Annotated in this window: 19 protein-coding genes; 9 read left to right on the top strand and 10 right to left on the bottom strand. The window is 74.1% G+C overall.

Annotation, left to right across the window (positions count from 1 at the left end):
• Positions 1–55: 55 nt before the first annotated feature.
• Positions 56–1,261, bottom strand: a complete 1,206-nt coding sequence (locus AB0J66_RS18750) for a helix-turn-helix transcriptional regulator (RefSeq protein WP_364661802.1) — start codon at positions 1,259–1,261, stop codon at positions 56–58.
• Between the two features lie 113 nt (positions 1,262–1,374).
• On the opposite strand from AB0J66_RS18750, the gene AB0J66_RS18745 reads away from it, so the two are divergent.
• The 5 genes from AB0J66_RS18745 to AB0J66_RS18725 all read left to right on the top strand — a co-directional run bounded on the left by AB0J66_RS18745 (position 1,375) and on the right by AB0J66_RS18725 (position 10,264).
• Positions 1,375–2,277, top strand: a complete 903-nt coding sequence (locus AB0J66_RS18745) for an ABC transporter ATP-binding protein (protein ID WP_364661799.1) — start codon at positions 1,375–1,377, stop codon at positions 2,275–2,277.
• On the top strand, positions 2,274–2,951 hold the full coding sequence (locus AB0J66_RS18740; RefSeq protein WP_364661796.1) for an ABC transporter ATP-binding protein: 678 nt from the start codon (positions 2,274–2,276) through the stop codon (positions 2,949–2,951). Before AB0J66_RS18745 ends, AB0J66_RS18740 begins: the two co-directional genes overlap by 4 nt.
• Positions 2,948–6,073 carry a permease gene (locus AB0J66_RS18735; protein WP_364661793.1) on the top strand — a complete coding sequence of 1,042 codons (3,126 nt, stop codon included), beginning with the start codon at positions 2,948–2,950 and terminating at the stop codon, positions 6,071–6,073. The genes AB0J66_RS18740 and AB0J66_RS18735 overlap by 4 nt, the downstream gene beginning before the upstream one ends.
• Positions 6,070–8,874 carry an FtsX-like permease family protein gene (locus tag AB0J66_RS18730; protein WP_364661790.1) on the top strand — a complete coding sequence of 935 codons (2,805 nt, stop codon included), beginning with the start codon at positions 6,070–6,072 and terminating at the stop codon, positions 8,872–8,874. The genes AB0J66_RS18735 and AB0J66_RS18730 overlap by 4 nt, the downstream gene beginning before the upstream one ends.
• 196 nt (positions 8,875–9,070) lie before the next feature.
• On the top strand, positions 9,071–10,264 hold the full coding sequence (locus AB0J66_RS18725) for an EAL domain-containing protein (protein ID WP_364661788.1): 1,194 nt from the start codon (positions 9,071–9,073) through the stop codon (positions 10,262–10,264).
• Between the two features lie 18 nt (positions 10,265–10,282).
• Here AB0J66_RS18725 and AB0J66_RS18720 read toward each other — a convergent pair whose 3' ends face one another.
• Positions 10,283–10,741: a hypothetical protein gene (locus tag AB0J66_RS18720; RefSeq protein WP_364661785.1), complete on the bottom strand. Its 459-nt coding sequence runs from the start codon at positions 10,739–10,741 to the stop codon at positions 10,283–10,285.
• A 307-nt stretch (positions 10,742–11,048) separates the two neighbouring features.
• On the opposite strand from AB0J66_RS18720, the gene AB0J66_RS18715 reads away from it, so the two are divergent.
• Positions 11,049–11,681: a transcriptional regulator gene (locus tag AB0J66_RS18715; RefSeq protein WP_364661782.1), complete on the top strand. Its 633-nt coding sequence runs from the start codon at positions 11,049–11,051 to the stop codon at positions 11,679–11,681.
• Positions 11,682–11,721: 40 nt separating this feature from the next.
• On the top strand, positions 11,722–12,186 hold the full coding sequence (locus tag AB0J66_RS18710; RefSeq protein WP_364661780.1) for a DUF3291 domain-containing protein: 465 nt from the start codon (positions 11,722–11,724) through the stop codon (positions 12,184–12,186).
• Positions 12,187–12,266: 80 nt separating this feature from the next.
• Here AB0J66_RS18710 and AB0J66_RS18705 read toward each other — a convergent pair whose 3' ends face one another.
• The 6 genes from AB0J66_RS18705 to AB0J66_RS18680 form a co-directional block, all read right to left on the bottom strand.
• On the bottom strand, positions 12,267–13,025 hold the full coding sequence (locus AB0J66_RS18705) for an ABC transporter ATP-binding protein (RefSeq protein WP_364661777.1): 759 nt from the start codon (positions 13,023–13,025) through the stop codon (positions 12,267–12,269).
• Positions 13,015–14,022, bottom strand: coding sequence for an iron chelate uptake ABC transporter family permease subunit (locus AB0J66_RS18700; protein WP_364661775.1), 1,008 nt, complete (start codon positions 14,020–14,022; stop codon positions 13,015–13,017). The genes AB0J66_RS18705 and AB0J66_RS18700 overlap by 11 nt, the downstream gene beginning before the upstream one ends.
• Positions 14,019–14,753: a class I SAM-dependent methyltransferase gene (locus tag AB0J66_RS18695; RefSeq protein WP_364661772.1), complete on the bottom strand. Its 735-nt coding sequence runs from the start codon at positions 14,751–14,753 to the stop codon at positions 14,019–14,021. The genes AB0J66_RS18700 and AB0J66_RS18695 overlap by 4 nt, the downstream gene beginning before the upstream one ends.
• On the bottom strand, positions 14,750–15,691 hold the full coding sequence (locus AB0J66_RS18690; protein WP_364661769.1) for an ABC transporter substrate-binding protein: 942 nt from the start codon (positions 15,689–15,691) through the stop codon (positions 14,750–14,752). Before AB0J66_RS18690 ends, AB0J66_RS18695 begins: the two co-directional genes overlap by 4 nt.
• A 77-nt stretch (positions 15,692–15,768) precedes the next feature.
• Complete coding sequence (locus tag AB0J66_RS18685; RefSeq protein WP_364661766.1) at positions 15,769–16,392, bottom strand: hypothetical protein; 624 nt, start codon at positions 16,390–16,392, stop codon at positions 15,769–15,771.
• 45 nt (positions 16,393–16,437) lie between these two features.
• Positions 16,438–17,841, bottom strand: coding sequence for a hypothetical protein (locus tag AB0J66_RS18680; RefSeq protein WP_364661764.1), 1,404 nt, complete (start codon positions 17,839–17,841; stop codon positions 16,438–16,440).
• 234 nt (positions 17,842–18,075) lie between these two features.
• Between AB0J66_RS18680 and AB0J66_RS18675 the strand changes: the two genes are divergently transcribed.
• The gene (locus tag AB0J66_RS18675) at positions 18,076–20,730 is read left to right on the top strand and encodes a transglycosylase domain-containing protein (protein WP_364661761.1); all 2,655 of its coding nucleotides are present in this window, start codon (positions 18,076–18,078) and stop codon (positions 20,728–20,730) included.
• Here AB0J66_RS18675 and AB0J66_RS18670 read toward each other — a convergent pair.
• Positions 20,683–21,639: a M23 family metallopeptidase gene (locus tag AB0J66_RS18670; RefSeq protein ID WP_364661759.1), complete on the bottom strand. Its 957-nt coding sequence runs from the start codon at positions 21,637–21,639 to the stop codon at positions 20,683–20,685. The genes AB0J66_RS18675 and AB0J66_RS18670 overlap by 48 nt on opposite strands.
• The gene (locus AB0J66_RS18665) at positions 21,636–22,127 is read right to left on the bottom strand and encodes a winged helix-turn-helix domain-containing protein (RefSeq protein ID WP_364661756.1); all 492 of its coding nucleotides are present in this window, start codon (positions 22,125–22,127) and stop codon (positions 21,636–21,638) included. Before AB0J66_RS18665 ends, AB0J66_RS18670 begins: the two co-directional genes overlap by 4 nt.
• Positions 22,128–22,313: 186 nt before the next feature.
• On the opposite strand from AB0J66_RS18665, the gene AB0J66_RS18660 reads away from it, so the two are divergent.
• Positions 22,314–23,609: a D-2-hydroxyacid dehydrogenase gene (locus AB0J66_RS18660; RefSeq protein WP_364661753.1), complete on the top strand. Its 1,296-nt coding sequence runs from the start codon at positions 22,314–22,316 to the stop codon at positions 23,607–23,609.

Genomic DNA, 23,609 nt, shown 5'->3' with positions numbered 1-23,609 from the left:
CGACAACAACGTGGAGATCCACTTGTCCCGGTGGACGACAGGCGAACGATCGGTGTCAGCCGATCAGCATGCGGGCGCCCAGCCCGCGCAACTCGGAACCGCCGGCCTGGCGGCGGGACCGGTCGAGCAACGTCCGTACGGTCGCCGCGATGTCGGCCGTGCGGTGCACGTGCTGCGGCGCGAGCCGCTCGGCGGTGAGCAACAGGCGGATGGCCTCACGGTCCCGGTGGCCCACCGCAGCCAGCGCCCGGGCGGTGTCGGCGTAGTAGTAGACCTGGCGCAGGCCGACCGGCAGGGCCGCGGGCGTGACCCGCCGCGCGATCTCCACCGCGTGCCCGGGGTCGCCGTCCTCGACCTCGATGCTGATCCGCCACAGCCCGACGTTGGTCGGGCCGAAGAACAGGCCCATCGCGCTGGTCTCGCCGGTGCGCCGGGCCAGCGCGGCCGCCTCGGCCGAGAAGTCGCGGCTGTCGTCCAGGCGCCGGCCGCACTGGCTGGCCAGCGCGCACACCAGATGCAGGCTGCCCAGCACCTCGGCCGCGCCGGGCCGGGCGACGTGCCGGCCCAGGTCGCCGGCCGCCCGCTCGGCCAGGGTCAGTCCACGCTGGTACGAGCCGGCCACCACGGCCGCGCTGGCCCGCGCGTACGCCGCGTACCCCCGCAGCACGGGATCACCGCAGCTGTCCGCCGCCGCCTGGGAACGCTCGGCGGCCAGCCAGGCGTCGGCCGGCAGGCCGAGAACACGCAGCACCGACGAGGCGGTGGAGGCGGCGGTGCAGAGCAGGCGCAGCGCCTGCCCGGAGTCCGGCCCGGCCGTCTCGACGTGCAGGTCGCGCAGCAGGCCGGGCAGGATCCGGATCACCGCCGCGTAGTCGCAGGCCTGCAGCAGCGACTCGGCCAGCTCGGCGGTGCGGGCCAGCTCGGCCATCGGCGGCGCCGCCCCCTCGGCGGCCTCGGTCAGATCGACGTCGATCAGGGCCCGGCGCACGGCCACCGCCCCGGTCAGCGCGGCCCGGACGTCGCGGTCGGCGGCGGGCACGGCGGCCCGGGCCAGGTCGTCCGGCGTGCACTCCAGGGCCTCGGCGATGCGGGCCAGCGTGAACCGGTTGCCGGCCGTCTGGATCCCGCGCTCGATCCGGCTCCAGGTGGCGTGCGAGAGCCCGGCCCGGCTGGCCGCGTGCCGGATGCTCCACCCCCGGGTCAGCCGCCGCGCCCGGATCCGGTCCCCGACCTCGAGGTCCGCGCTGGATGGTGACGTCATGGGCCGACCGTAGCCGCGGCCGCGGCGGTCCCGGTACATCTCTGTACCACTCCCGGGGCGGGGGTGGCGATCACGCTGTATGTTGAGTCGCCGCCGCTCGGAAAGAAGATCAGATGTCCGTCGCCCCACCACAGCATCCGCCGGAGTTCGGCGCCGACGCGCTGATCGTCTGCGACAGCCTGGTGCGCATCTACCAGACCGGATCCATCGAGGTGCAGGCGCTGCAGGGCCTGGACCTGACCGTGGACAGCGGCGAGATGATCGCCGTCGTCGGCGCCTCCGGGTCGGGCAAGTCGACTCTGCTGTCGATCCTGGCCGGGCTGGACGCGCCGACCGCGGGCCGGGCCCGGGTCGAGAAGTGGAACCTGCTGTCGATGTCCTCGGCCGACCGGGTCCGCTACCGCCGGCACACCGTCGGCTTCGTCCGGCAGCAGACCGCCAGCAACCTCGTGCCGTACCTGACCGCCGAGCAGATGGTCGACCTGCCGATGACCGCCGCCCGGGTCCCGGCCCGGGTGCGCCAGGCCCGCCGGCGCGAGCTGCTGGGCACCCTGAACATCGCCGAGCTGGCCGACCGCCGGCCCGGGCAGCTCTCCGGCGGCCAGCAGCAACGGGTCGCCATCGCGGTCGCGCTGGCCAACGAGCCGCGGGTGCTGTTCGCCGACGAGCCGACCGGCGAGCTCGACACCACCACCGGGGCCGAGGTGTTCGCGGCCATGCGCGACGTCAACCGCGAGCTCGGGGTGACCGTCGTGGTGGTCACCCACGACGCCGCGGTCAGCGACCAGGTCGAGCGGACCGTGGCCATCCGCGACGGGCGCACCAGCAGCGAGGTGCTGCGCCGCACGGCCACCGCCGACGACGGCGGCACCCACGTCATCGCCGAGGAGTACGCGGTGATGGACCGGGCCGGCCGTGTCCAGGTGCCCCGCGACTACCGCGAGGCGCTGAACCTCAACCGCCGGGTCCGGCTCGCGCTCGAACCCGACCACATCACGATGAGGCCCGACGAATGAGCGACCCGCTGCTGACCGTGCGCGGCGTGCGCCGCACCTTCGGCGCCGGGCCGGCCGCGGTCCACGCGCTGCGCGACATCACCTTCGACGTCGAGCCGGGCACGATGGTGGCCCTCGTCGGCCGATCCGGCTCGGGCAAGACCACCCTGCTCAACGTCGTCGGCGGGCTCGACCGGCCGGACGCCGGCGCGGTCACCGTGGACAGGGTCGACGTCACCGCGCTGGACGAGGACGGCCTTTCGCGGCTGCGGCGCGAGAAGGTCTCGTACGTCTTCCAGACCTTCGGCCTGATCCCCGTGCTCTCGGCCGCCGACAACGTCGGGGTGCCGCTCCGCCTGGCCCGCACCGACCCGGCCGAGCGTGAGCAGCGGGTCGGCCGCCTGCTCGACCTGGTCGGCCTGACCGGGCACGCCGAGCAGCGCCCGGGCGAGCTCTCCGGCGGGCAGCAACAGCGGGTGGCCATCGCCCGTGCCCTGGCCGCCTCGCCGCGGCTGCTGATCGCCGACGAGCCGACCGGGCAGCTCGACGCCGAGACCGGCCGCTCGGTGATGGGCCTGCTGCGCGGGGTGGTCGAGAGCGAGGGCGTCACGGCGCTCATCGCCACCCACGACCCGGTCATGATGGCGCTGGCCGACCGGGTCATCCATATCGCCGACGGTCAGCTGACCTCGTGACCACGCTGCTCCTGCGACGGGCCCGGGCGCAGTGGCCGCTGCTGGCCTGCCTGCTCGCCGTCCTCACCCTCGGCGCCACCCTGCTCGGGGTGAGCGCGCTGCTGGTCACCCGCACCTCGGAGCGGGCGGTCGAGGTGGCCGCGTCCAGGGCCACCGCGGACGACATCGAGGTCACCGCGTACACGGTGACCGTGGCCGCGGCCGACGCGGTCTCGGTCGCGGCCGACACGCGCCGCCTGCTCACCTCGTCCATCGCGCCGTTCCCGGCGACCACCAGCACGCGGGCGTCCACCGTGATGCGGACCCTGCCCGCGGCCAGCGACGAGGACCGCGGGCTGCTCAGCGAGGTCTATCTGTCCGGGGTGGAGGGGCTGCAGTCCCGGGCCGCGCTGATCTCGGGGCGCTGGCCGCGCTCGGCCGGGGACGGCGGCGCCGCGCTGGAGACGGTGCTGTTCGACGACACGGCCCGGCTGCTCGGGCTCAAGGTGGGCAGCCGGGTGCGCATCGGGCCGGAGCTCGGCCGCGACCCGGCCCCGGGGCTCGACGTGACCGTGGTCGGGCTCGTGCACCCGCTGCCGGCGGCCGGCTGGGACCGGGATCCGCTCGGCGGCGCCGGTTACGACCCCGACCCGGTGGACAGCATCTACGCCGACGACGTCAACGCGTACGGGCCCTTCCTGGTCACCCTGGACGACCTGATGGCCAGCGGCTCCGCCCTCGACCGGCTGGAGGTCGTGGCCAGCCCCGACCTGTCCGCGCCGACCGGGGCCGCCCTGGACCGGCTGACCCGCTCGATCGCCGGGGCCGACGCCCGGCTGGCCGGCACGCTGGGCGACCGGGTCCGGATCGAGCGGGTCTCGTCCGCGCTGCCGCAGACCCTGCGCGACGCCCGGGCCCAGCAGCAGCTCACCGCGAGCTCGGTGCTCGCGCTGGCCCTGATCGGCATTCTCCTCACGGCGACTGCGCTCACCCTGGCCGGCCGGCTGGCGGTGGGCGTACGGGCCGACGAGAGCGAGCTCATCGGGGCGCTGGGCGTCAGCCGGGGTCAGTTCGCCGCCGTCGCCGCCGTCGAGGCGGCCGCCCTGGCCGGTTTGGCGGCCCTGTGCGCCGTACCGGCCTCCTCCGCCCTGCACAGCCTGCTCACCCACCTCCCGCCGCTGTCCGGAGCGGGGCTCGAGAGCCGGCCCGTGCTGGCCACGCCGCAGGTGCTCGCCGTCGCCGGGGGCGCCCTGGCCCTGGCCGCCCTGCACGTGGCCCTGGCCGTGTGGCCCGGCGCCGCCCGGGGTGACCGCCGCACCCGCCGCGAGTTCCTGGCCCGCTCCGGGGCCGACGTGCTGCTGTTCGCCCTGGCCGCGGTCGGCTGGTGGCAGCTGCGGGCCCAGCCCGCGGCCGCCGGCTCCCGGGCCGACACCGTCCGCATCGTCGCCCCGGCGCTGCTGCTCATCGCCGGGACCGCGCTCACCCTCCGGCTGCTGCCGCCGGCCCTGCGGCAGGCGGAACGGCTGGCCACGCGGGCCCGCGGGCTGGTGCTGCCGCTGGCCGCGTTCCAGGCCGCCCGCCGCCCCCAGGCGTACGCGGCCGGGCTGCTGGTCGGCCTGGCCTGCGCGGCCGCCACCTTCGGCACCGCGTTCAACGCCACCTGGAACGTCTCCCAGCACGACCAGGCCGACATGGCCGTCGGCACCGACCTCGCGGTCACCCTGGACGCGCCGCCGCTGCCCGGTCAGAGCGCGGCGGTCGCCGCCGCCACCGGCGGCACGGTCGGCCCGGCCGTGCGGCAGAGCGTCTCGGTCGGCCAGTGGCTCGGCGGCCCCGGCGAAGCCCCGCAGCTGGTCGCCTTCGACACCCGCAAGCCGCTCCTGCGCGGGGCGGAATTCAAGCCGCTCGCTCCCACCACCACGGTCACCGGGCCGCTCCTGCCCCAGGGGGCCACGCCGACGCTGACCGGCACCGCGACCGGCGGCACGCCGGTCACCGTGACCCCGCGGCTGCTGCTGCAGGACGACACCGGGCTGCGCACCGCCTGCACCGGCCCGCCGGTGCTGCTCGACGGGCGGCCCCACCCGCTGCCGGGCTGCGTGCCCGTGGCCGGGCTGCGCCTGGTCGCCGTCGCCCTGCCGATCGACGCCGAGCCGCAGGACCAGCCCGTCTCCCGGCTCGACGTCACGCTGGCCCTGCCCGGCGCCGACCGGACCCCGGCGCCGTGGACGGTCCGCGCCGCCTCCCCCGGGTCGTCCCAGCTCATCGCGCCGGTGATCGCGGCCGGGGCCGACCGGCTCCGGCTGTCGGTGGCCGTGCAGTTCTCCGATCCGGCCGACCTGACCCGCGTGCTGGTGGCCTCCACGTTCCCCGACCCGGGTCCGGTGCCCATCGCCGTGTCCCGGCGGTTCGCCGACTCCGTGGGCGCCGGCCCCGGCGCGAAACTGAGCATGGCCTTCGGCACCACCCCGTTCGACGCGGTCGTCACCGAGGTCGTGCCGGCCGTGCCCTCCGCGCCCGGCGCGCCCGCCGCCCTGGCCGATCTGGACGCGCTGACCCGCGCCCTGGTCGCCCGGGGCGACCTCGATCCGCCGGTCACCGCCTGGTGGGCGGCCGGGCCCCGCCCCGGGGCGGCCGCCGCCGTCGAGGGACTGCACCTCGGCCCGGTCATCACCCGGGCCGGTGAGACCGAACGCCTCATCGGCAGCCCGTTGCGGGCCTCGCTGCCGGCGGTGCTGCGAGCGCTGGTCGTGGCGGCCGTCGTGCTGCTGCTCGGCGGCGTCGTCCTGCACGTGGCCTACGACGTGCAGTTGCGGGCTCTCGAAGTGGCCCGGCTGCGCGGCCTGGGCATGGCCCGGCGCGACATCCGGGCCGCGCTGCTGGCCGAGCACGCCGCCGTCCTGCTGCCCCTGCTGGCGGCCGGCGCCGTGGTCGGGGCGCTCACCGGCCGGCTGGTGGCGCCCCTGCTCGTCCGCTCGGACACCGGCGCGGCGCCGGTGCCGCCGGCCGTCGCCCAATGGCCGTGGGGCGCCGAAAGCGCGCTGCTCGCCCTGCTGCTCCTCGGTTCCGCCCTGGCCGTCACGGCCGTCGTCACCGCCCAAGCCCGGCGCGCCGACGCCGCCCACCTGCGGATCACCTCATGAGAAACCTGCTTCCGGCCATCCACTGGGCCAGCGTCCGCGGCCGGGCCCGGGCCGGCGCCGGCCCGCTCGCTCTGGTCGCGGCCGTCGTCCTGGTCATCACGCTGCTCGCCGCGGCCGTGCCGCCGCTGAGGGAGTCGACCGCCGACGACGCCGCCCGCGACGCGGTCCGCAAGGCCGGCTCCGACGCCACCGTGCAGGCGTCCTCCCCGTGGGGCGACGACTACGGGCCGACCGGCGGGCGGATCCGCGACGAGAACCTCGCGGACTCCATGAACGACCTGGCCGACCAGGCCGAGAGCCAGCTCGACCCCGGCCTGCGGGCCGTGCTCCGGCCGCCGGTGATCACCGCCACCAGCGTCCCGTTCAAGGTCGTCGAGGGGACCGCCCCGCGCAGCTTCCAGCTGGCCTACGCCCGCGACAACGTCGGCGGCCCGGCCGTGACCTGGGTCGCCGGCCACGCGCCGGGGGCCACCGTCGACGGTCCTAAGGAGATCCCGCTCAACGGGCCACTGTGGGAGACCCAGGTCGGCCTCTCCGAGTCCGTGGCGGCCGAGCTGGGCCTGCGGCCGGGCGACCACGTGCCGGTCGAGGACGAGCTCCGCAACAAGTACAACGTGCTGGTCAGCGGCATCTTCCGGCCGGTCCGGGCCGACGACCCGGCCTGGTCGACGATCCCCTGGGTGGTACGGCCGGTGCCCGCGCTGAGCAGCGTCGGCAGCACCCGGGTGGGCGGTCTGCTCAGCAACGAGTCGCTGCCCGACGCCCGCCTCGCGCTGCAGGCCGAGCAGCTGCGGCGCACCGCCTGGTACGCCCCCGATCCGGACCGGCTCAGCTGGGAGTCGGCCCAGCGGCTGGCGGGCACCGTGGCCTCCCTCAAGGCCGGCTCGGCCTCCTCCGGCGACCGTGACACCAGCCTGCGGTGGAACACCCAGCTCGACAGCGTGCTGACCGACGTCCGGGCCCAGATCGACGCGGCGTCGGCCCAGGCCTCGGTGCTGCTGATCGCCGTGCTGGCCGGGGCCGTGCTGGTCCTGCTGCTCGCGGCCGACCTGCTCGTCCGGCGGCGCGCGGGCGCCCTGATCACCGCCCGCCAGCGCGGCGCCGGGCTGCCCGGCCTGGCCACGGAACTGGTGATCGAATCGGTCTCGGTGACCGTGCCGGCGGCCGCGATCGGCCTGGTTGGGGCGTACGCGCTGACCGGTGGGGCCGCCCTCGGATGGGCCGCCCCGGTCGTCCTCGGCGCCATCGTGGCCGGGCCCCTGCTCGGCACGCTGACCGCGGCCCGGGCCACCCGCGACCGGCGCGCGCCGGCCAACCGGGCCGCCCGTCGCTGGCGGGAGCGCACCGCGCAGCTGCGCCGGGCCGCGGTCGACGTGGCCGTCCTGCTCGCCGCCGCCGGCGCGGTGGTGGCCCTGCGCCAGCGCGGCGTCGCCGCCGGGGCGGACGCGGTGCTGCCGGCCGGGGCGCCCACCCTGGGCGCGATCGCCGGTGTGGTGGTGCTGCTCCGGTTGCTGCCCCTGGGAACCGGGTTGGTCCTGCGTCAATCGCGCCGCTCGCGCCGGCCGCTGGCCCTGTTCGGCGCGGCCCGGGCCGCCACGACGGCCACCCGGGCCCTGCCGGTGCTGGTGCTGATCACGACGACCGCGCTGGCCGCGTTCGCGGTCACCCTCGACGCCACCACCTCCCGCGGGGCCGAGGACGGCGCTTGGCAGACCGTAGGGGCGGACGCGCGTCTCGACCTGACCGCCGGCGCCAACGCCCCGGCGGCCGAGATCGAGCAGCGGATCAAGGCCGCGCCCGGGGTCACCCAGGCCGTCGCCGCCCAGGTGACCACGGCCGCCCCGGTGATCGCCGACAACACGGCGGTCCAGCCCGACCTGGTCGTGGTCGACGCCGCCGCGTTCCAGCGGCTGCTCGCGAGCACGCCCCTGCCGGACGCACCGGAGCTGGACCGGCTCAAGCCGGCGGGCGGCACCGCGCCCGCGTCGCCCGGCGGGCCCGCGTCGCCCGGCGGCAGCACCCCGCCCGGCGGCACCCCACCGGGCGGCAGCGCACCGGGCGGCAGCGCGCCGGCCGGTGGAGCCGTGCCGGCCCTGGTCCGATCCGGTGACGGCCGCCTGCGCCCCGGCATGACGCTGCGCCTCGAACAGGAACAGGGCAAGCCGATCGAACTCACCGCGGTCGGCCTCGCACCGGCCGTCGGCGGGGCCGCCGACGTCGTCATCGTGGATTCGGCGGCCGGGGTGCCGTTCGCCCCGAACACGATCTGGGTGACCGGCCCGGGAACGGCCAAAGCCCTCGAGACCAGCGCCAGCGGCGGTCGGGCGGTGCTCCGCGCCGACGTGCTGCACGAGCGGCGGGCGGCGCCGTTGAACGCCGGGCTGGCCGCGCTCGACCGGGCCGCCGCCATCACCCTGCTCGCCCTGGGGCTGCTCGGGTTCGCCCTCGCGGCGGCGGCGAGCGCCCCGGAACGCTGGGAGACACTCGCGCGGCTGCGCACCCTCGGCCTGCGCCCGCGCGACGCGCGCCGGGTCGCGGCGGCCGAACTGCTGCCGCCGGTGCTCGTCGCGGCGGTCTTCGGGCCGTTGTTCGCGCTGGGGCTGGCCGGGCTGACCTTCGGGCCGCTGGCGTTGCGCACGCTGACCGCCCAGACGAGCGACCCGGCCACCGCGGTGCCGTGGTGGCTGCTGGGGCTGCTCGTACTCGTACTGCTCGGCGCTCTTCTCGCCGTCGTCACCACCGAGGCCGCCGTCCGCCGCCACCGCCGCCTCGGCGATGTCCTCCGCGTCGGCGGCAGCTGAGCGACCCCTTCCCCCAGCGCCGCGCCGCCGCCCGCGGCCTCACCGCCCGACCGGCCGAGCCGGCCGCCTCCGCCGGTCGGGCGATGTTGAGCGCCGTACAAAGTCCCACTGTTCTCAGGTCGACCGGGCGGGACCCGATGGTGGTGGCGTTGAGGCGGTGGCCATCCCTGGGTCCCGTGGATCGAAAGGACGGCCGATGGCGAAGCAGCGTGACGAGCCGGCGGAGCAAGTCGCCGACCTGCTGCGGACCGCGCGGCGGTCGCTCGGGCTCAACTTCGCCTTCCTGAGCCGGATGGACGGCACGACCCAGCACCTCGAGGTGGTCGAGTCCGGGCTGCCCCTGCTCTTCCGGGACGGCCTCCAGCGGGCGCAGCGGACCTCGTTCTGCCAGGCGATCATGGATGGGCGCCTGCCCGCGGTCATGCCCAACGTCAAGGACTTCCCCGAGGCCATGAAGCTGCCCTCGGCGCGGATGCCCCGCATCCGCAGCTTCGTCTCGGTGCCGGTGGTGCTCAGCGACGGCAGCGTGTACGGCACGTTCTGCGCCGGCGGCTTCACCGCGGACGACAAGCTCTCCGACCGCGACGAGGCCCTGATGGCGGTGCTCGCCCACGCCGCCGCGGTCATCATCGAGCCGGACGTGCACCGGCGCCGGCGCAACGTCGAGCTCGAGCAGCGCTACCGCCCCCTGATCGAGGCCGGTGGCCCGGCGGTGCTGCTGCAGCCGATCGTCGACCTCGCGACCGGCCGCCGGGTCGGGGCCGAGGCCCTGAGCCGCTTCCCGCAGCACTGGAACGAGCCGCCGAACGAGTGCTTCGCCGACGCCGGGCTGATCGGCGAGCGGGACGGGCTCGAGATCCAGGCCCTGCGCTCGGCCGGGGCCCACCTGGCCCGGGTCTCCGGCTACGTCGCGATGAACGTCTCCCCGGCCACGCTGATGACCTGGGAGTGCCAGAACGCCCTGGGCCAGATGCCGCTGGACCGGGTCGTGCTGGAGCTTTCCGAGCACGACCAGGTCGAGGACTACGACGCGCTGCACGCCGTGCTGAAACCGCTGCGGGCCCGGGGCATGCGCCTGGCCATCGACGACGTCGGCGCCGGCTTCTCCTCGCTGCGTCACATCGTGGCCACCGACCCGGACGTCATCAAGCTCGACCGCAGCATCGTCACCGGTCTGCAGGACGATCACGTGCTGCCGGTGGTCGTCCGTTCGCTGGTCGACCTGGCCCGGGGCGTCCGGGCCGTGGTCGTCGCCGAGGGTGTGGAGACCGCCGAGGACGCGGCCACGCTGGCCGGGCTGGGCGTGAACCTGGGCCAGGGCTGGCACTTCGACCGCGCGACCGCGCCCGAGGACCTTCGCGACTCGTACGGCCTGATGGTCGCCGTCTGATCAGGCGCGGGTGTTGGGTCAGGCCCGCTTGACGGCGACCGACACGCGGTGGGCGGTGGCGAAGATCGAGCCGGCCCAGCCGGCGGTGTCGCGGAAAGCGAGGCTGGTCGAGTCGGTGGCGGCCCGGTCGGCGACGATCGTGAAGGCGCCGGCCGCCAGCTCGCGGCGGTAGAACGAGAGCACGGCCTCCGGGCCCGGCGCGGTCAGGACGAACGACGCGCCGGACTCGGGGTCGGACAAGCTGGTCACCCGGCTGCCGGGCGGCAGCGGGAAGGCGGCCGGCACATTACGCGGGGCGGCCTGCGCTCGGCCGGCGACCTGGACGTCACGGGTGATCGGCCGGGCGCCGGCGGCGGGGCTGGGGGCGATCGCGGCGGGCTCGTCCCGGCGGGCTTCGGTAGCGGCGCTGCCGCAAGCCCCGAGGCCGGGGACGGCGAGCAGGGTGGCCAGCACGGTGACGATCCGCTTCGCGAACATGGGTAACTTTAACCTCCCGCGTACCGGCTCCGGTCTTGATTGTCGGTCATTCGCGCAAGGCGCGTTGCGGGCGAAGCGGTCGCCGAGATCCTCGCTGGTGCCGCCCGGCAGCGAGCTCACCGAACGCCAGCCGGAAGCCTCGCCCGGGCCACGAAACGGCGCGGCGGCAGTTACCGGGAGGTCGTCTACGCCGATTGTGGCCACTCCCCCCACATCGAACGCCCGGCCGAGTTCACCGCCGAGCTGCTGACCCTGGTCGACGCCGCGGCCTTCTAGCGACAAACCAGGTTGGCAATACGATGGGGCGGTGACGACGGAAGACCTGCGTGACTTCGAGGCCCTGGCCAGCCTGGGTGATCCGGTGCGGCGGCGGGCCTACCGGGTGGTGGCGGACGCAAGCGGGCCGGCCGGGCGGGACGAGGTGGCCGAGGCGCTCGGGGTGGGGCGGACGCTGGCCGCGTTCCATTTGGACAAGCTGGTGGCGGCGGGGCTGCTCGAGGTCTCGTACGCCCGGCGGTCGGGGAAGACCGGGCCCGGCGCGGGGCGTCCGGCCAAGCTCTACCGGGTGGCCGCGGCGGAGCACGCGGTGAGCGTGCCGCCGCGGGCCTACGGGACGGCGGCCGAGCTGCTGGCGGAGGCGCTCGAGCGGGCCGGGGCCGAGGAGGTCCTCAACGAGGTGGCCCGGCAGCACGGGAGCCGGACACCGGCCGGTTCCCGGGTGAGCGAGGTGCTGAGTGAGCACGGGTACGCGCCGGTGGCCGACGGGCCGGACCGGATCGAGCTGCGCAACTGCCCGTTCCACCGGCTGGCCGAGCAGTTCCCGCCGGTGATCTGCGGGATGAGCCTGGCCATGATCGAGGGGCTGCTCGGCGACAGCGCATGGCAGGCCCGGATGGACGCGGCGCCGGGGCGCTGCTGCGTGACGCTCTCTAAAAAGTAATTCCGTTGACATTAGAAGCGGTGGCTGGTGGAGTGGGCTCATGAGCGCCTTCCACCTGGCCCAGATGAACACGGCCCGGCTCCGGGCCCCGCTGGAGGATCCCTCGATGCGCGAGTTCGCCGAGGGTGTCGCGGTGATGAACGAGCTGGCCGACCGGTCGCCCGGCTTCGTGTGGCGACTGGTCGGCGAGGGCGGCGACGGCACCATCGCCGCGCCCGGCGACCCGAGCCGCATCTACACGCTGTCGGTGTGGGAGAGCCCGGAGCACCTGCGGGCGTACGCCTATCAGTCCGAGCACCTCGATTATCTGCGCCGCCGCCGCGACTGGTTCCACCCGCACGGCCATCAGGCCGCGCTGGTGCTGTGGTGGATCCCGGCCGGCACGGTCCCCACCATGCGCCAGGCCGTCTCCCGCCTCGGCCGGCTGCAAGCCGCCGGGCCCGCCCCGGACGCGTTCACGTTCCGCCGGCTGTTCCCGCCGCCTCTTCCGGTCAGCGCCTCCTAGATCGGCCGGCCGGGATCGGCCTGGAGAAGGTCCAGTCGTAGGCGGGCCCGCGACTTGCGGACGGCTCCTGGCCCGCCCGGTCATGCGCTCAGCAGGACCCGGGTACGGCCGGCGGCGTCGGTCACGATCTCGGCCGTGACCCCGAAGACCTGGGCGATCCGGGCCGGGGTCAGGGTCTCGGCGGGTGGGCCCGCGACCACGACGCGGCCGCCGGCCAGGAGCACCACGTGATCGCAGTAGCGGGCGGCCAGGTCCAGGTCGTGCAGGGCGGCGACGACGGTGATCGGGCCGGCCGCGAGCTCGGCCAGCAGGGCGAAGCGGTGGCGGATGTCCAGGTGGTTGGTGGGCTCGTCGAGCAGCAGCAGCTCCGGTTCCTGGACCAGGGCGCGGGCGATGGCCACCCGCTGCCGTTCGCCGCCGGAGAGGGTGGGCCAGCGGCGGTCCTCCCATCCGTCCAGGCCGGCGCGGGTCAGGGCGGCCGCGGCCCGCGCGTGGTCGTCGGCGCTGGGCGGGGCGAGCAGGGGCCGGTGCGGGATGCGGCCCAGCAGGACCACGTCGGCCACGGACATGTCCGCGTCGTCGGGGGTGTGCTGGGTGACCACCGCGACCCGCCGGGCCAGGGCGCGCCGAGGCTGCGAGTCACGATCGGCCCCGTCGAGCAGGACCCGGCCGGCCTGCGGGCGGTCCAGGCCCGCCAGCACTCTCAGCAGTGTCGACTTGCCGGAACCGTTGGGGCCCAACAGTCCGACCGTGCTACCGGGCTGGGCGTCCAGGGCGACATCGGCCAACATGGTCGAGTCACCGGCTCGGCGCTCGACGCCGTACGTCTCAACTCTCATGACGGCGCAGGAGCAGGGCGAAGGCGGGAACCCCGAGCAGCGCGGTGACGACGCCGACCGGCAGCTCCTGCGGGGCGAACAGGGTACGGGCGGCGGTGTCGGCCCAGATGAGCAGGACCGCGCCGGCCAGCGCGCTGACCGGGAGCAGGATCCGATGTGGGGAGCCGGTCAGCAGGCGTACGGCATGGGGAACGGTCAGGCCGACGAAGCCGACGGCGCCGCTGGCCGCGACCAGCACGGCCGTCAGCAGCGCGGTCACCGTGAACAGCAGCCCCCGGACGCGGGCGGGCGAGAAGCCGAGCGTCTGCGCCACATCGGCGCCGAAGGCGAACGCGTCCAGGGCCGGCGCCGCCGCCCAGCACACGAGCAGGGCAGCGGCGCCGACGATCGCACTGAGCGCGACGGCCGGCCAGGACGCTGCGGTCAGCGAGCCGAGCAGCCAGAACATCGTGCTGCGGGTCCGGTCGGCGCTGGCGTCGGTCACCAGCACGAGGCTGGTGAGCGCGGTGAACAGCTGGGCGGTGGCCACGCCGGCCAGCAGGATCCGGGCCGGCCGGGTCCAGCGGCGCCCGGCCAGCAGCAGGGTCACCCCGAAGGCCACCACGCTGCCGGTGAACGCGCCCGTCGACAGCGCCACCGCCCCGGCCCCCGCGCCCAGCACCAGGACGGCGACGGCGCCGGTCGAGGCCCCGGCGGAGATGCCGATGAGGTACGGATCGGCGAGCGGGTTCCGGGTCAGCGCCTGCAGCACCGCCCCGCACACCGCGAGCCCGGCCCCGACCAGGCCGGCCAGCAGCACCCGGGGCATCCGCAGATCCCAGACGATGCTGTCGGCCAGCGGCGGCAAGCGGCGCAGCGGCAGCCCGGCATGCGCCCCGATCGTGCGCAGCACCTCCCCCACCGAGAGGTCGGCCACCCCGATGGTGACCGAGGCGGCGACGCTGAGCACGAGCACCGCCCCGGCCGACGGCAGCAGGACCGCGACGGGCGCCCTCACCGGCGGGCGTAGACGACGTAGTCGTCCAGGTATTGCCAGACGGTTCCCACTTCGGCGAAGCCGGCCGTCCGGAGCGCGGCGAGATGAAACTCCAGCGGCGCCAACGGCTGGGGTGGACGATCGGCGAAGCGCCGCTCGCGTTCCTCCGCCACCGCCGCCAACTCGGGCGCGAGCAGAGCCTCGGCGTACCAGCCGGCGTAGTCGAGGGCGCCGGCCGCCTGCCCGTCCCGCTGGGTCTGCTCGTCGTGCCGGGCCGCCAGGTCGCGCAGGGCGGGCGACCGGTCGTCGAAACGCAGGTGGTCGGCGTTGAGCAGGACGCCGCCGGGCTTCAGCACGGTCGCGACGGCCTGGTAGACGGCGAGCAGTTGAGCCGGCGAGAGCCAGTGCAGCGCGGTGGAGGTGAGCACCGCGTCGTACGGCCGGTCGCCGAGGGCCGCGGTCCAGTCCGGCGCGACCAGGTCGACGTCGAGCACCCGGGCCCGGTCGCCGAGAACGCCGCGGGCGATGCCGAGCAGGATCGGGTCGTAGTCGACGGCGGTGACGGTCGCGTCCGGAAAAGCAGCCAGGACGCGCTGCGAGATGGCGCCGGGGCCGCACGCGAGGTCGAGCACGTGCGGCTTGTTCGGCCCGGTCCGCAGCACGTCGAGCATGACGGCGAAGCGGTTCTCCCGGTGGGCCACGTAGGCGGACTGCTGTTCGTCCCACAGCCGCAGAAGGCGGTGGGCGTTCATCGGGCCAGCCCCGCGCTGACCTGCTCGACCGCGCTGACGCTGCGGACCGACGGGTCCATCGAGGAGCCCGAGACGGTGATGAACCTGTTGTTGCGTACGGCCTCGAGCTTGGACGTGACCGGGTCGGCCCGCAGGAAGTCCATCTTGGCCTGAGCGCTGTCGCCGTCGCCGCCGCGGGTGAGGTCGGCCAGCACGATGACGTCCGGGTTGCGCTGGGCGATCTGCTCCCAGCTGCCGGCCGGCCACGGCTTCGCCGCGTCCGCGTAGACGTTGCGCAGGCCCAGGCGGTCACTCACGGCCGCGGGCAGACCCTTCGAGCCGGCGACGTACGGGGTACTGGTTCCGGAGTAGTACCAGAGCACCGAGGTGCCGGGGCCTTTCGTCGCCTTGTCCAACCGTGCCCGCAGGTCCGCCACCAGCTTCTCGCCCCGGTCGGCCACCCCGAACACCTTCGCGATGTCACCGATCTCGGCGAAGATGCCGTCGAAGCTCACCGGCCCGTCCTCGCAGGCGAACCGCGAGAGGTAGGCCGGCACGTTCAGCTTGGCCAGATCCTCACGCGGCCCGGCCGCGTCACCGGCGTAGGCCGACGCGAACGTCGAGTACACGAAGTCGGGCTTGGTCTCGAGCACCTTCTCCCGGTTGGGGTAGAGCTTGGCCAGCACCGGTACGCGGTCGTAGTCGCTCTTCAGCTCCGGCAGCACCGGGTCGGTCTGGTAGCTGGTGCCCGCCATCCGGTCGGCCAGCCCCAGGCTGAGCATGATCTCGGTGGCGTTCTGCTCCATCGCGATCGCCCGCTTCGGCGGCGCCGGGACCGTCAGCTCGGCGCCGCAGTTGGTCAGCGACGCGGCCTGGGCGGAAGCCGGTGCGGTCGGAGTGCTCGCGCACCCCGACAACACGCACACGAGCGCCACCGACAAGGTGAAAACGGTTTTCATGACCGGGAAGGTAATAGCGATCTTGCCGCCCGGTCAACTCGGTGAAACATAGTTTGAAGTGCGCATACTCGCGCCCGTCAATGCCAGCTGGTCGGGATGCCGGCGATCCCGAGCCGCCGGCCGGCGTCCCCGTGCGATCGGGCCGGGCGCAACCACAGCCGGGGCGCGGCGTCATCCGCGCCCTGGCGGGCGAAGGCCAACGTGTGCCCGTCCGGCGACCAGATCGGGCTCGACTCGGCAACCCCGGCCGTCGCCGTCAGGTTGATCACCGCCCCGCTGCGCACATCGACCGCCCACAGGTCACCCAGCGCCTCCACGGCCAGGGTGCGCCCGTCGGGGCTCCAGGCGATCCGGTACGGATCCCAGCCCGTCCCCGGATCCGTCAGCCGCCGCAGGACCGTCGAGCCGTCGGCGCTCCCGATCCAGATGTCGCGACCGTAGACCGGGCCCAGGTCGCCGTCTTCCACCCACGTCCGTACGACCGCGACGCGCCGCCCGTCGGGCGACCAGTCGAAGGTGAGCGGGCTACCGCCCAGCCCGGCCGTGAAGACCGGCCGCCACGCCAACTCGGCGACCTTGGCCGCGACGATGTCGCCCGCCTCGAAGCCGATCTCCGTGCCGTCGGGCGACCACCGGGGATGGGTGGGCTGGAACCCGCCGTCGAGGACCCACCGACGATCGGTGCCTAATTCCGGGAACAACACGCACGATGATCACCCCATCACGGAGAGAAAGGTGCGCTCACCCTAGACAGCGCCGGCCACTACCTGGACGAGGTTGCGGGCCTGCTGGGTGATGGCCAGGCGCCAGGCGTCGAAGGTGGGGTCGCTAGACCCGTAGTCGGTCTCGAAGTGCTGCATGTCCGGGGTGTGGATGTGGCCGGCGGGGATGGCCAGGCCCATCCGGTCCCGCAGCAGGGTGTTGCGGTAGGCACTCTCGTTGGACAGGTAGTTGCCCCCGCCGCCGCTGTAGGAGCAGGACTCCGGCGGGGGCGGCGGGCCGTCGCGGGTCACCCGGGTGGCCGAGGCGCAGCCGGGGAACTCGGTGTAGCTCGTCCGCCACAGCACACCGAACGCGACCGACTCGTCGGGCCACGTGTCGCCCGGCGGCCGGGGCACGCCGGCGCCGGTACGCGCGTCGATCATCCGCTGAACGGGCAACGTGGCCGAAGTCCATTGTGGCGGGTTGCGCAGGTCGAAGGTCGGCGGGCCACCCCAGCGGTCGACGACCGTGCTGTTGCACTCGGGGTTGTTCACCGCGAGTTGCGGCACGCCGTCGATCGGCGGGCACGGCCGGAAGCGATCATTGCCGAGCGTGATGCCGTGGTAGCGCGCGTTGTACTGCTCGAGGTTGAACTCGGATCCGCCGGCCTGACTCACCGTGATCGACGCGTCCACCCGCCGCGGACCGGGGAGCATGAATGGGCCGACGGTGTCCTCGAGGTAGCCGCGACGGAACTCAGGAAAGCTCACCGGCAGTGTGTACGCCTCGATGTGCGCCACCTTGCCGCCCGCCGTCCGATACTTCGTGCCGTCCAGTGACAGGGCCGTCGCGCCCGACGGGTTGCCATGCCGGATGTTGTTGCCGTTCAGGCCACCATCCAGGGTGTACGGATCGAAACCGCTCACGATGACCCGCTTCGCACCCGCTCCCGCGGGTAGGTTGATGGCGCCCATCCCCCGTGACGCGCGGTCGAACTTCTCGATGAGCGCGAGCCGCTGCCCCGCGAACAGCGGGAACCGCGGAATCCACTGCCGGATGGCCCCCATCGCCTCGACTCGGGTCCAGTAGAGGGGCCGGTCGTCGCTGTACGGAAGATCCCCGCTGACCGGCCCATGCCGTTGCGCTCGGTCGACCGCCCGATCCCACAGCCGCCCGGCCGTCCGATTCACAATCACCGATGCCGCCGTCAGCGAACGAGCGCCGCACAGCCGCGAAACCAGGTCCGGCGTGAAGTCCTGGAACCCGGCCCCGTCGATCATCTGCCGGGCGAACGGTTCGTCCTGCCCCGGCAGGGTGAAGCTGAGCCGGCTCTCCTCGAGAGACGGCGTCACGTCGGGGGCGAGACATCCGCCGGCTCGATGACCCTGGGCCGGGCCGCCCACAGCGAGCATCGCGATCAAAATCAGGCCCACGGCGACGACTCTCATGGAGACGAATATATGACCGTCAATACATTGAACGTCAACACTCTATGAAGTTTGTTGACTACTTTTGCCGCCTGAGTCCCCAAAAACGCCCTTTCGCGCGTCTTCATGGTGAGCCCTCGTCCGTGGGCCGTGAAGGGAGCGCCGTCAATGCCGAAGGCCATAGCCAGGTGGACACGGAGCGTTGTCGGCTGGTTTCGGCGATGGCCCCGCTGGTGTCGCTGGCTGGCGGCGGTCGTGCTGGTCGGTGAGCTGGTCCTGGGGCTGGCCGCGGCCGGCTACGTCTGGAGCGTCGACCTGCCGCCGGATCCGGAGCCGCCGCAGGCTTCCGTGCTCTACTACCGCGACGGGCGTACGGTCCTGGCCCGGATCGGCACCACCGACCGCACGGATGTCACCCTCGACCACGTGCCGCTCGGGGTCCGCCGGGCATTCCTGGCCGCCGAGGATCGCGGCTTCTACGACCACTCCGGCGTCTCGGTGCGCGGCCTGGCCCGGGCGATGTGGGCCAACCTCGTCCACGACGGCGGTGAGGGCGCGTCCACGATCACCCAGCAGTACGTCCGCAACGCGTATCTGACGCAGGAGCGTACGGTCAGCCGCAAGGCCAAGGAGGCCGCGCTGGCGCTGAAGGTCGAGCACCGGTTCAGCAAGGACGAGATCCTCGAGCGGTACCTCAACACGATCTATTTCGGCCGCGGCGCGTACGGCATCGAGGCCGCGGCCCGGGCCTTCTTCGGCACCTCGGTCGACCGGCTGGACGCCTACCAGGGCGCCGTCCTGGCCGCGATGGTCAAGGATCCGACCCGGGGCGACCCGGCCGTGGATCCGAAGTGGACGCTGAACCGGTGGAAGTGGATCGTCCGGGAGCTGAGCGCGGCGGGCTGGCTGCCGGACGGCGCGGCCGACCACACCCCGTACCCCGCCGTGGCCCCGGAATCGGTCACGGCGGCCACCATCGGCGGACCGGCCGGGCTGATCACCGACCGGGTCGAGGAGGAGCTCGTGGCGGCCGGGATCAGCCGCCAGCAGATCCGCACCGGTGGCCTGCGCGTCGTCACCACGCTCGACGCGACCGCGCAGAAGGCGGCCACCGACAGCATCGGCGCGGCGCTGAAGGGCCAGCCCGCGCAACTGCGCTCGGCCCTGGTCGCGGTGGATCCGGGCGACGGCGCCGTGCGCGCCTACTACGGCGGCGACCGCGGCCGCGGCTTCTTCGACGACGCGCTGGCCGCCCGGCCGCCCGCCTCCACGTTCAAGCCGCTGGTGCTGGCGGCCGCGGCCGAGCACGACATCAACTACCGGTCGCTCTACAACGGCAGCTCGCCCCGCCTGTTCGCCGACCGGGGCGGCGCCCCGCTCTACAACCAGGACAACCTGCAGTGCCCGGTCTGCCCGCTCGACACCGCGATGGTGTACTCGCTCAACACCCCCTTCTACGCGCTGGCCGAGCAGCTCGGCCCCGACCGGATCCGCGACCTCGCCCTGCGGCTCGGGGTGCCCGAGCGGTACGGCGACAAGTCCACCCTGGTCGACGCCCAGGGTGACCCGGCTCCCGGCCGTACGCGGGCCGACATCGCCATCGGGCGCTATCCCGTCTCCCCGGCCGACCTGGCCACGGTCTACGCCACCCTCTCCAGTGGCGGCACCCGGGCCGACCGGCACTTCGTCGAGTCGGTCGCCCGCGCCGACGGCCGGCTGCTGCATCGGCACCGGGCCCGGACCTCGCGGGTGCTCGCCCGGGGCGTGGCCGCCGACGTGGGGGCCGTGCTGTCGAAGGTGGTCGCCCGTGACGGGCGGGTGCCGGGCGTGGACGCCGCCGCCAAGACCGGCTCCCAGCAGTATGGGAACACGGCCGACTCGTCCGACGCCTGGACCGCGGGCTGGGCCACCGGGCTGGCCGCGGTGGTCTGGGTGGGTCGCGACCGCCCCGGCCCGATCCGCACGAAGGACGGAAAGGCGATCAACGGCGACGGCCTGCCGTACGACATCTTCGCTGGTTTCCTGGCCGGCGCGCTGCACGGCCGGCCCGCCGCCGCGCTGCCCCCGGCGGCCGAGGTGGGCAGTCCGCGCAAGGACGACCTGGTCTCCCTCGGCCCGATGATCAAAATGGCGCCCGGCCTGGTCTATCCCGGCCCGCAGAAGGGCGATCAGGTCGACCGTTCCCTGGCCGTGGGCTCCTGGACCGAGCGGGTGGCCCGGCTGACCACCGCCCTCGACAAGGAGTCCCCGGATTTCGCGGTCTCCTTCGTCGACCGGAGGACCGGCCGGCGGTACGACTACCACGGCGACCAGAAGTTCGAGGCGGCGAGCGTCATCAAGGTGGAGTTGCTCGCCGCCCTGCTGCTGAAGGCCCAGGACGCCGGCCGCCCGCTCACCACCGCCGAACGCGACCTGGCCCGCCGAATGATCGTGGCCAGCGAGAACGACCCGGCGGCCCAGATCTACGGCCTGATCGGCAGCGTGGCCGGCCTGCGTACGGCCCTGGACCGGCTGGGCCTGACCGGCACCGACCCGGAGAAGTCGGTCGGCCTGAGCCGCACGACGGCGAAGGACCAGACCCGGCTGGTCCTCGCCCTGACCGCGGCCACCAGCCCACTCAACCAGGACTCACGAGCCCTGATCCTGCAGCTCATGTCCTCGGTCAACGCCGACCAGACGTGGGGCGTCAGCGCCGCCTCACTCAAGGGCGAGCAGACGGCCCTGAAGAACGGCTGGCTCGCCCGCTCCACCGAGGGCGGCAAGTGGATCATCAACAGCACCGGCCGCATCAGCGGCGAGAAGACCGACGTGGCCCTCTCGGTCCTCTCCCACGGCCACAGCAGCCAGAAGGAGGGCATCCGGTCAGTCGAGCACATCGCCGCCCTGGTCCGCAGCTACCTCGGCTGGTGACCTCTCCGCCGGTGCCGTGAAGATCCGGCCGCTCTCCGGGAAGCCGGCCAGGGCGGTCGGCTTCGGTTCCCCGGTGGACCAGCGCGGATCCCGGTCCTCCTCGATGAGACCGCGCCACAGCATCGGGAGGCCCGCCGCGGCCGTCGGCGTCGCGCGATCCATCAGCTGGACGTGCAGGTGCGGTTCGGAGGTGTTGCCGGTGTTGCCCACCTCGGCCAGCTGCTGCCCGGCCGCGACCCGCTCACCGGCCCGGACCATCGGAGAGCCCTTGCGCAGATGGGCGTAGGCGGCGAAGGTGCCGTCGTCATGCTCGACGATCACATGGTTGCCCAGGATCCACCCGGCCCCGCCGACCTCCCGCACGAACGCCTCGACGGTCATCATCCAGATCAGCGACGGCCACGTGTCCCGGCTGCGGTGGTCACGCCGGGCGCCGACGGCCCGAACGACCGTCCCCGCCGCCATGGCCAGCACCGGCGCGCCGAAGCAGGCATACGCCCGCGGCGCGCGCGTCCGCAGCGACCAGCCGATCTTCGCCGGCGCACCCTCGGTCGGCATCAGAAGATCAACGGCAAAGGCCTGGCCGTACGCCTTGACGCCGTGACTCGGCACGGCCGTGCCCGGACTGTTGATCGCCACCCAGCGACCGCGCACGGGTGGCGCCAGCTGGACCGGCGCCCACCCCGAGGGCGGCTGCGCCAGCTCGACCGGCACCCGGTCCGAGGCCGACGGCGCCAGCCCGGCCGGCGGCCCGCCCGAAGTCGGCGGGCGGACCAGCGAGAGCGCGAAGAACGCCGCCGCGAGCACCAGGTCGAACGGCGTGGGGATGTCGAGGGCCACCGCGACCAGAACGGTCAGGACGAAGAGTCGCAACCACCAGGTCTGCCATCGTGCGATCGCGCGTTTCATCGGCGAGCTCCCACCAGGATTGTGAGCAAGGGAATGACGCGGCCGATGGGCACCTCGTAGCGCCCGCCGCCGATCGTGCGCAGCCAGCCCGCGGCGACCAGTTGCCGCAGGTGGTGGTAGACCTGCCCGCTCGTGCCGACCCCGTCGAGCTCCATGAGGTCGTTCGCGCTGGCGGCGCCGGTCAGCACCCGTTTGAGCAGGCGCACCCGCACCGGATGCCCGAGTGCGGTCAGGGCGGCGACCTGCTCCGACCAGTCGGCCCCGAGCAGCTCCTCGACGGCGGCGCCCTCCTGCCACTGCGCGACCCGCCCGTCGGGCAACGTCACATGCCCGGTGATCAGCACGGCGCCCGGCTCCTCGACGCGATTTCGCAGCCCCTCGAGGGCCCAGAACGTGTCGGGATCGGGACCGGTCGAAACCGCCGGCGCCCGCCGCTCCTCGAGGGCCGCCACCCGTCGTTCGAGGTCGGCCAGCCGGTCGTCGGTCATGTCGTCATCTTATCGAAATTACGTAGGATCGTAAATGGAAGCTTTCAAACTCTGATGAACAGCCCGGACCCGGCATGTCCGTCATCAGAGCGCAGAACCGGGTGTAAACCTCGGTTTAAGTAAAGGAACGGTAACGACTCAAGGTCGACGGTCGACAATCAGCGGTCGACCCTTAGGGTTCCGTTCATGTCACAGCCCCCGCTGACGGTCGTCATCGCCAGCTACCTGGAGCCGGATCTGGTGGAGCGCATCGCCGCCGCCGATCCGGGGCTCACCGTGCTCTACGAGCCGGAACTGCTGCCCGTGCCGCAGTACCGCTGCGACCACGGCGGCCGGCGCCCCGAGCTCACCGCGGCCCAGTCCGAACGCTGGGCCGGCCTGCTCGCCCGGGCCGACATCGCCTTCGACTTCGACTGGGAGCGCCCGGCCGACCTGCCGCGGCGGGCCCCCAAGCTGCGCTGGGTCCAGGCGACCAGCGCCGGCATCGGCGGCTTCGTCCAGCGCACCGGCCTCGACGGCAGCGACATCGAGTTCACCACCGCCGGCGGCATCCACGCGGTCCCGCTGGCCGAGTTCGCCGTCACCGGGGCCTTGCACTTCATCAAGGGCGTTCCGGAGCTGCGCCGCCGCCAGCAGGCGCGGGTGTGGGAGCGCTACACCACCGCGCAGCTCGCCGGCCGCACCGTCACCGTGGTCGGTCTGGGGGGCATGGGCCGCCAGGTGGCCCGCACCTTCCAGGCCCTAGGCACCCACGTCATCGGCGTCGCCCGCAACCGCAACGCGGAGGGCCGGCTGGGACGGGAAGGCGCCGCCGCGCAGAACCTGCCCGCAATCGACGGCCACACCACGGAGGGCCGGCCAGGGATCGACGGCCACACCACGGAGGGCCGGCCAGGGATCGACGGCCACACCGCGGAGGGCCGGCCAGGGATCGACGGCCACACCGCGGAGGGCCGGCCCGCAACCGACGGCCACACCGCGGAGGGCCGGCCAGGGATCGACAGCCGCGCCGCGCAGGGCGGGGCGGAAGCCGCGGCCCGCACGCTGGACGGGCTGCCCGGGGTTGAGGTCCGGACCATCGGCGAGCTCGACGAAGTGCTGCCGCGGACCGACGTGCTGGTGCTGTGCTGCCCGCTGACGCCGGAGACCGAGGGGCTGGTCAGCAAGCGGCGGCTGGGGCTGCTGCCGGCGGGGGCCGTTCTGGTGAACATCGCGCGAGGGCCGGTCGTGGACGAGGCCGGGCTGATCGAATCGCTCGCGGCGGGGCACCTCGGCGGGGCCGCGCTGGACGTCTTCGCGACCGAGCCGCTGCCGGCGTCGTCGCCGCTGTGGGACATGGAGCAGGTACTCGTCTCTCCGCATTCGGCGTCCACGGTGGCCACCGAGAACGCGGCCATCACCGACCTTTTCCTCGACAACCTGAGCCGATACCGGGCCGGCGAACCGCTGCGCAACCGGTACCACCGCGACCGCGGCTACTGA

It is taken from the genome of Actinoplanes sp. NPDC049598 (genome assembly GCF_040675435.1).
Taxonomy (GTDB): domain Bacteria; phylum Actinomycetota; class Actinomycetes; order Mycobacteriales; family Micromonosporaceae; genus Actinoplanes.
Note: the sequence above shows the minus strand (reverse complement) of the source record. Positions and strands in the feature narration are given on the sequence as shown.

Coding starts and splice junctions, on each gene's coding strand:
- AB0J66_RS18695 (WP_364661772.1), bottom strand. CDS start 14,753: ATGAACGCCCACCGCCTTCTGCGGCTGTGGGACGAACAGCAGTCCGCC.
- AB0J66_RS18730 (WP_364661790.1), top strand. CDS start 6,070: ATGAGAAACCTGCTTCCGGCCATCCACTGGGCCAGCGTCCGCGGCCGG.
- AB0J66_RS18680 (WP_364661764.1), bottom strand. CDS start 17,841: ATGAGAGTCGTCGCCGTGGGCCTGATTTTGATCGCGATGCTCGCTGTG.
- AB0J66_RS18660 (WP_364661753.1), top strand. CDS start 22,314: ATGTCACAGCCCCCGCTGACGGTCGTCATCGCCAGCTACCTGGAGCCG.
- AB0J66_RS18690 (WP_364661769.1), bottom strand. CDS start 15,691: ATGAAAACCGTTTTCACCTTGTCGGTGGCGCTCGTGTGCGTGTTGTCG.
- AB0J66_RS18725 (WP_364661788.1), top strand. CDS start 9,071: ATGGCGAAGCAGCGTGACGAGCCGGCGGAGCAAGTCGCCGACCTGCTG.
- AB0J66_RS18665 (WP_364661756.1), bottom strand. CDS start 22,127: ATGACCGACGACCGGCTGGCCGACCTCGAACGACGGGTGGCGGCCCTC.
- AB0J66_RS18745 (WP_364661799.1), top strand. CDS start 1,375: ATGTCCGTCGCCCCACCACAGCATCCGCCGGAGTTCGGCGCCGACGCG.
- AB0J66_RS18750 (WP_364661802.1), bottom strand. CDS start 1,261: ATGACGTCACCATCCAGCGCGGACCTCGAGGTCGGGGACCGGATCCGG.
- AB0J66_RS18705 (WP_364661777.1), bottom strand. CDS start 13,025: ATGAGAGTTGAGACGTACGGCGTCGAGCGCCGAGCCGGTGACTCGACC.
- AB0J66_RS18710 (WP_364661780.1), top strand. CDS start 11,722: ATGAGCGCCTTCCACCTGGCCCAGATGAACACGGCCCGGCTCCGGGCC.
- AB0J66_RS18740 (WP_364661796.1), top strand. CDS start 2,274: ATGAGCGACCCGCTGCTGACCGTGCGCGGCGTGCGCCGCACCTTCGGC.
- AB0J66_RS18670 (WP_364661759.1), bottom strand. CDS start 21,639: ATGAAACGCGCGATCGCACGATGGCAGACCTGGTGGTTGCGACTCTTC.
- AB0J66_RS18720 (WP_364661785.1), bottom strand. CDS start 10,741: ATGTTCGCGAAGCGGATCGTCACCGTGCTGGCCACCCTGCTCGCCGTC.